The sequence below is a fragment of the Nocardiopsis ganjiahuensis DSM 45031 genome, assembly GCF_000341085.1.
Classification (GTDB): Bacteria; Actinomycetota; Actinomycetes; order Streptosporangiales; family Streptosporangiaceae; genus Nocardiopsis; species Nocardiopsis ganjiahuensis.
On record NZ_ANBA01000046.1, the window covers coordinates 1 to 1,164 of the forward strand.

Below are 1,164 nucleotides of genomic sequence, written 5' to 3' on the forward strand. Positions count from 1 at the left end.
TCGAGCTCGCTGCCGTCCCAGTCGAAGGTGGTCACGCGGTCCTGGGTGTCCACGATCGAGGCCAGGTGCCCCTCGGGGTCGTAGCGCAGCCGGTGGGTGTTGCCGTTGCGGTCGGCCTGGGAGTACCACCAGCCCTGGGCGTTGAAGGTCCACACCTGGTCTTCGTACTCGCCTCGGTGGAAGGTGAGTGCGTAGTGGCCGTTGTCCAACTCGACCAGGTCGGCGTTGAGCCCGGCCGGGGAACTGAACGACCCGTCCTCCTCGACCTCGAAACTCTCGCAGTACCCGGAGGGGCCCTGGAAGACGATGGAGTTGGAGAAGATGTTCAGCCCGATGTGGCGGCCGTGGGTCTGGGTCCATCCGTCGTAGGAGGGCGCGGAGTTGTAGAAGGAGGACAGTGACAGGTCCAGGCCGGTCCCGGCCACGGTCAGGTCCCGGTGCTGGACGACGAGGTTGCCGTTGTGGGTGTTGACCGCCACCTCCAGGCGGTCGCTGATCTGGTGGCGCTCCAGCGGATACCACGGTTGGATCCCCCGGTTGGTGCCGTCGTCGCAGGTGCCCACCAAGGCTTCGACGTCCTCAGCGTCAGCGGTGCGGGCTTCGGGATCACTGCCCGGTGGCGTCCACGGGGTATCGGGCGGATCCCCGCCGGTGGGGTCGGTGTCGGCCTCGCCCGGCTCCCAGGTTTCGGGGACGGGAACGGTGCGGTCAGCCGGTGAGTGGGGGCCTTGATCGGCCCACACCGGTGGGGCGGACAGCAGGCCGAGGGTGAGGGTGGCGGCGGCCGTGGTGGCCACGACCGCGCGCACAGGGTGTGATCTCACGAGGGGGAACGCTCCAAAGGTCAGGGGATGAATGTGCGTCCCCGACCAGCCGGAACCGTGGAGCGGGCACGAGAAGCCAACCAGGTGCGGGGATGCAGCCCGGGCAGACTACGGGCCGTCACCACTGGTGCACGATCAGCCCACAGTCACTGATCTCACCCAAGGTGACTGTGTCTTTCGGGAAGTTTGAGTGCGCCCTCATGCGCGCGTGCAGAGGGCGGGGCTATGCGCAGCAACAACGCCAACCCCTGAGGTAACACCCGAGTGAACACGCCCCGTCAGGGGCGCCAGGGCTCGCTTCACCCACGGGCATGACCGGATGCGGCCCCGACAACAGTTG

The 1,164-nt window shown here is 67.7% G+C and carries 1 protein-coding gene; it reads right to left on the reverse strand.

Annotated features, from left to right (window positions below; all coding sequences use genetic code 11):
* Positions 1-824: RHS repeat domain-containing protein (locus D458_RS34695; protein WP_239648126.1), on the reverse strand; the 824-nt coding region annotated here is incomplete at its 3' end.
* Positions 825-1,164: the final 340 nt, after the last annotated feature.